Here is a 6104-nt window from a genome sequence, read left to right as displayed (position 1 = left end):
ATTTTGCTAGTGGTACAATTCCTCTTTGTACTAACCATCTTAAAATTACTTGCGCAATAGATTTACCATATTTATCACCAATTGCTTTTAATTCTGGATTTGTAAACATATTGTTTCTTCCTTCAGCAAATGGCGCCCATGCTTCCATTTGAACTTCATATTTTTCATTATATGTTTGAGCTTCAATCTGTTGATGGAATACATTTACTTCTACTTGGTTTACAGCTGGTTTAACATCACTGAAGATAGCTAAATCAACTAAACGATCAGGATAGAAATTTGATACACCGATTGCTTTGATTTTTCCTTCTTTATATAAATCTACTAATGCTTTATATGCTCCATAGTAATCATTGAATGGTTGATGCAATAATACTAAATCAATATAATCTAATTGCATTTTCTTTAAAGATTCTTCTACCGAAGCTTTTGTTTTTTCATATCCATAATTAGCGACCCATACTTTAGTTGTAATAAACAATTCATTTCTTGGAACTGATGTTTCTTGAATTGCTTTGCCTACGGCTTCTTCGTTTCCATAAGATTGTGCAGTATCAATCAAACGATAACCAGCATCAATTGCATCTAATAATGCTTGTTTACATTGCTTGTGATCTTTAATCTGGTATACTCCAAATCCAACTTTAGGCATTTTTACACCATTATTTAATGTTACAAACTCCATATTTTTATCCTCCTTTTCTAGCTTTGTTGATTAGCTTTGATTATTTCTTGCAAACTAATATGTTCATTGCGATATCTTGCATTAGGATTTTTATCAGAGATACTTGTAATAATTGCTTTTTGTGGACAGTTATGAGCACATGCTAAACAAAATTCACAAACTTCACTATGTTTTTTAGCTTTTCCATTTTCAACATAAAAATTAGCAATTGGACAAACCCGCACACAAATTCCACAACCAACGCATTTGTCAGTTACTTTAATTTGTTCTCCATTAATCAAACTTGGATTTTCAGCAAAAATTTTAGCTGCTCTTTGATGGAAATCACGACTTTCTTGACTGGCAACTGGAATTTCTTTCTTTCTAGCTTTTAAGTCTGCTAATACTTTTTTAATTTGTTTATCTACTTGTTTGTCCATTGCCATTTGATCATTCATATCAAATGAAGGTAGATAATTATCAACCATTAAAATTGAGTTAATATAATCAATATGTAAACCAAATTCTTTACATAAATTATTTATATACTCTGGAGCATCGCTATCATCTTTACCATAAGTTAAGATCATATAAAAATAATCTGTTTTAAATAGTGCTTTTTTCAAAAAGTTTAAAACCATTTTTGGTGGTTCTCCAGCATAAACTGGCCAAACGACACCTATTGTCTCATCTTCAAATACTAAATTGTCTTGATTAATTACCTGGGGGATACTAATTGGCTCTTGATCAAATTGTTTAGCAACATATAAACTATTTCCCGTCGCTGTAAAATAAAATAACATTCTTTTTCCTCCTAATTATTAAATATTTAACCTAATAGATTAATATCACTTTTGTTACTTTAATTTTATAAAAGCCAATAAAAAAAGTACAATATCGATTTGACATTGTACTATTAATTAGACGCATAGTAAAAGCTGTTTACTTCCCAATTACATCATTAAATAAATGACTGAAGTCATGTTTAATAATATCAACACAAGTAAAAACGTCATCTTCAAATTCATACTTATAGATAGCGCAATTACCGATTCCAGCTTTATATTCAACTTTGCTAGTTGCTAACCACTTACGCATAAAGCTTCCACATACTGCTCCATGACTTGCAACTAAGACAACATGATGATCTTCTTTTTGCATTATTTCTAATAACGCTTGAGAAATTCGATCTTGGAATTCTTGTTCACCTTCGCCACCAAATTGAACAAAGAAATCACCGTATGGGAATTTAGGATTCAAAAACTCGTCTTTTCCTTCAAATGAACCAAAATTCCATTCTTTTAATTTTTTTGATCTAGTATAAGGCATTTTACCATCAGTAACAATTTCTAAAGTATCACTTGCCCTTTCTGAAGTTGAAGAATAAGCATGATCAAAAGTGATATTATTATCTTTAAAATATTTACCAGCAATTTTTGCTTGTTCAATACCTAATTGTGTTAGCGGTGCATCACACCATCCTTGAATCTTATGTTGCAAATTAAACAAAGTCTGTCCATGTCGCATTAAATATAAAGTTTTTTTCATTATTTTACACTCCTATTAAATTAATAAGCCATCATGTATCCAAAATTGACCGCATCCTACTATATCATAGCACAAATTAAATATTTTTTTAATTTGATAGCTAATTTTATTACTTAAAAGTACTAACAAACAAATATCCACTATCACTAAGTCTTGACTAAATAAATTGATAATTTTATACTACTTTTATTAAAGAAATCGAAAAATAACATTTAATATAGTCATTATATTAAGGAGGTTAATATGAAAACATTAAAAGATTTACCAATTGGTAAAACAGCAACAATTGTTTCCGTTGATGGTAATCAAGATTTACGTCAACATTTATTAGATATGGGGTTAATTCCTGGTAGTGAAATAACAATGATTAAACATGCTCCAATGGGTGATCCAATCGAAGTTAGAATCCATAGTTATGAATTAACATTACGAAACGACGATGCTAATAAAATTACTATTGAAAATATCCATGATAAACAATCAAGGCCTAAACAGCCTAAAAATATAAAACAAATCTTTCATCCTGGACTTGGAGAAGATGGCAAATATCATCTTAAAAGTGAAGAAAATCCTTTAGATGAAAATGAATTATTAACTTTTGCATTAGCTGGAAATCAAAACTGTGGGAAAACTACTCTTTTTAATCAATTAACTGGTTCTTCACAACATGTTGGTAACTTTCCTGGAGTAACAGTTGATCGTAAAGATGGTAAAATAAAAGGTTATAAAAATACTTTAGTAACTGATTTGCCAGGTATTTATTCTCTATCACCTTATTCAAGTGAAGAAATTGTTACTAGACGTTTTATTTTAGAAGAACATCCTAAATGTATCATTAATATTGTAGATGCTACTAATATTGAGCGAAATCTTTATCTTACAATGCAATTAATGGAATTAGATATTCCTATGGTTTTAGCATTAAATATGATGGATGAAGTTCATGAAAACGGTGGTTCCATTCTTGTTAATGAAATGGAAGAGATGCTTGGAATACCTGTAGTTCCAATTTCGGCGGCAAAAAATGAAGGGATTCAAGAATTAATCGATCATGCAATTCATATTGCAAAATATCAAGAACGTCCTTGTCGTCAAGATTTTTGTGATGTTGATGACCACGGTGGTGCCGTTCACCGTTGTTTACATGCAATCATGCATTTAATTGAAGACCATGCAAAAAAAGCAAATATTCCTGTTCGTTTTGCTGCTAGTAAATTAGCTGAAGGAGATCCACTAGTTTTAGAACAATTAAAACTAGACCAAAATGAAAAAGAAATGCTTGAACATATCGTTACCCAAATGGAATCTGAACGTGGTTTAGATCGTTTAGCAGCTATTGCCGATATGCGTTTCCATTATATTTTTAATGTTTGCGATAATACAGTTATCAAGCCAAAAGAAAGCAAAGAACATCTACGCAGTATGAAAATCGATCAAATTCTAACTGGTAAATATACTGCAATTCCAGCTTTTATTGTCATAATGGCTTTAGTTTTCTGGTTAACTTTTAACGTTATTGGAGCTGGTCTATCAACCTTGTTAGAAATGGGAATTGGTTATTTAACAGAGCTAACTAGCACTGCTTTAATCAATGCCAATGTAAATGAAGTTTTACATTCACTAATTATCGACGGTATCTTTAATGGTGTCGGTAGTGTTCTTAGCTTTTTACCAACAATTGTTACCCTATTCTTTTTCTTATCATTACTAGAAGATAGTGGCTATATGGCTAGAATTGCCTTTGTCATGGATAAATTGTTAAGAAAGTTAGGATTATCTGGACGAAGTATCGTTCCTATGTTGATTGGTTTTGGCTGTACTGTTCCTGGGGTTATGGCAAGTAGAACTCTTCCTTCTAAAAGAGATCGTAAAATGACAGTTTTATTAACACCATTTATGAGCTGTTCTGCAAAACTGCCAATATATGCTTTTTTCACGGCGGCATTTTTCCCAAAACATGGAGCTATATTTATGATTGGTCTTTATTTTATCGGAATACTGGTTGGTATTTTAGTAGCTCTTTTAATGCGAGAAACTTTATTTAAAGGTGAAGCGGTCCCATTTGTAATGGAATTACCAAACTATCGCTTACCTAGTGCTAAAAACGTAGCACAGTTATTATGGGAAAAAGCTAAAGATTTTTTACAAAGGGCTTTTACAATTATCTTTATCGCTACAATTGTAATCTGGTTCTTACAAACATTTGACACTAAATTAAATCTTGTCACTAATTCACAAGATAGTATCTTAGCAATGGTTGCTAGCTGGATTACCCCTATCTTTGCCCCACTTGGATTTGGTGACTGGCGTATTTCTACAGCTTTAATTACTGGTTTTATGGCTAAAGAAAGTGTTGTTTCAACTATTTCTATTTTATTTAAATCTACAGCTAATTTAGTAAGTGCACTATCACCGCTTGCAGCACTAAGTTTATTAATTTTCTGTCTGCTTTATACACCATGTGTAGCTGCTATTGCTTCAATTAAAAGAGAGCTTGGCGGTAAATGGGCTATATTAGTTGTCTTTGGTCAGTGTTTAATTGCCTGGGTTGCTGCATTTTTAGTATATACTATTGGTATAATAATATTATAAAACAAAGAATTGGAGTGTTTTCAACTTTTGAAGTTCACTTCAATTTTTTTCTATTCAATTTATTATCAACTGATTTTTGTGATACAATTAAACCAATAAATAAAGGAGATATGATAAATATGAAAATTGTATTATTAGAAGACTTAGGTGTTTCAAAACAAATTATTGATCAACATAGTGAAAAACTAAAATCAATGGGTCACACCTTTATAGCTTATCAAAAAAGTAATGATATAAATATTTTAATTGAGCGCTGTCAAGACGCTGATATATTAATGCTTGCAAATATGCCATTAGATAAACAAGTAATTGAAAGTGCTCCTAAATTAAAATATATTGATGTTGCCTTTACCGGCGTTGATCATTTACCAATGGATGTTATAAAAAATAAAAATATTGCTGTAAGCAATGCTTCCGGGTATGCTACTCAAGCTGTCAGTGAATTATGTATTAGTTTTATGATTCAACTATTAAGACATGTTCGTGAAGTTGAACAAAGATGTCGTCAAGCTGGTACTAAAGACGGTCTTATTGGTAATCTTTTAAACAATAAAACTGTAGGTATTATTGGTGCTGGTGCGATTGGTAAAAAAACAGCCCAGCTTTGTAAAGCTTTTGGCTGTCATGTAATAGCTTATAGTCGCAGTCAAGTTAACGATCCATACATTGATAAACAAGTATCTTTACAAACCTTGTTACAACAATCAGATATTGTTTCTTTACACTGCCCTTTAACACCAGAAACTACAGGAATGATTGGTGAAAATGAATTAAAATTAATGAAAAAACAAGCTATTTTAATCAATACAGCTCGTGGTGGTGTAATCGATAGTCTTGCGCTAGCTGAAGCTTTAAAAAATAAAACTATCGCTGGAGCAGCTTGTGATGTTTTTGAAAATGAACCACCATTAACTAAAGAACATCCTTTACTAAACTGTCCTAATATTATTGTTACTCCTCATATTGCTTTTGCTTCAGAAGAATCAATGATTCAAAGAGCTGATATAGTTTTTGATAATCTTTATGCCTGGTTAAAAGGACAACATATAAATAAAGTCTAAAAATCGATCTAAAAAATCGATTTTTTATTTTAAAATCTATTTTAATAAAAATTATCACAAAATAACTATGACAATATAAATATCTTACTTTTTCATTAAAAATTTTCCTTAAATGTGGTACATTAAAATCAAGACAAACTATTAAATGTCAATAAATAAATTAAATTTTTAAAATTTATTGCTTTAGCAGGCATTTGTCTTGACTAAGAGGTGAATCCTCTATAAAAATCCTCTTTCTT

5 protein-coding genes are annotated in these 6104 nt (G+C 30.7%); 2 read left to right on the top strand and 3 right to left on the bottom strand.

From position 1 onward, the window contains the following. The 3 genes from B5F09_RS14105 to B5F09_RS14095 form a co-directional block, all read right to left on the bottom strand. Positions 1 to 685 (bottom strand): aldo/keto reductase (locus B5F09_RS14105; protein ID WP_087374970.1); only part of this gene is annotated, 685 nt, incomplete at its 3' end. 17 nt (positions 686 to 702) lie between these two features. Next, entirely contained in the window at positions 703 to 1467 is a 765-nt protein-coding gene (locus B5F09_RS14100) for an EFR1 family ferrodoxin (RefSeq protein WP_087374969.1), read from the bottom strand. A gap of 139 nt (positions 1468 to 1606) precedes the next feature. Beyond that, complete coding sequence (locus B5F09_RS14095) at positions 1607 to 2212, bottom strand: histidine phosphatase family protein (protein ID WP_087374968.1); 606 nt, start codon at positions 2210 to 2212, stop codon at positions 1607 to 1609. A gap of 243 nt (positions 2213 to 2455) precedes the next feature. Between B5F09_RS14095 and feoB the strand changes: the two genes are divergently transcribed. Together feoB and B5F09_RS14085 are read left to right on the top strand one after the other, a co-directional pair. Beyond that, positions 2456 to 4804 carry a ferrous iron transport protein B gene (gene feoB, locus B5F09_RS14090; RefSeq protein WP_087374967.1) on the top strand — a complete coding sequence of 783 codons (2349 nt, stop codon included), beginning with the start codon at positions 2456 to 2458 and terminating at the stop codon, positions 4802 to 4804. 119 nt (positions 4805 to 4923) lie between these two features. Continuing rightward, a complete protein-coding gene (locus tag B5F09_RS14085; RefSeq protein WP_087374966.1) occupies positions 4924 to 5865 on the top strand; it encodes an NAD(P)-dependent oxidoreductase in 942 nt (313 codons plus the stop codon). Positions 5866 to 6104: the final 239 nt, after the last annotated feature.

The organism is Erysipelatoclostridium sp. An173 (assembly GCF_002160495.1).
Classification (GTDB): Bacteria; Bacillota_I; Bacilli_A; order Erysipelotrichales; family Coprobacillaceae; genus Thomasclavelia; species Thomasclavelia merdavium.
This window is presented reverse-complemented; position numbering and strand designations above follow the sequence as displayed.

Bases quoted from the DNA above. Each gene is read 5' to 3' on its own strand.
- B5F09_RS14095 (WP_087374968.1), bottom strand. From the start codon at position 2,212: ATGAAAAAAACTTTATATTTAATGCGACATGGACAGACTTTGTTTAAT.
- feoB (WP_087374967.1), top strand. From the start codon at position 2,456: ATGAAAACATTAAAAGATTTACCAATTGGTAAAACAGCAACAATTGTT.
- B5F09_RS14100 (WP_087374969.1), bottom strand. From the start codon at position 1,467: ATGTTATTTTATTTTACAGCGACGGGAAATAGTTTATATGTTGCTAAA.
- B5F09_RS14085 (WP_087374966.1), top strand. From the start codon at position 4,924: ATGAAAATTGTATTATTAGAAGACTTAGGTGTTTCAAAACAAATTATT.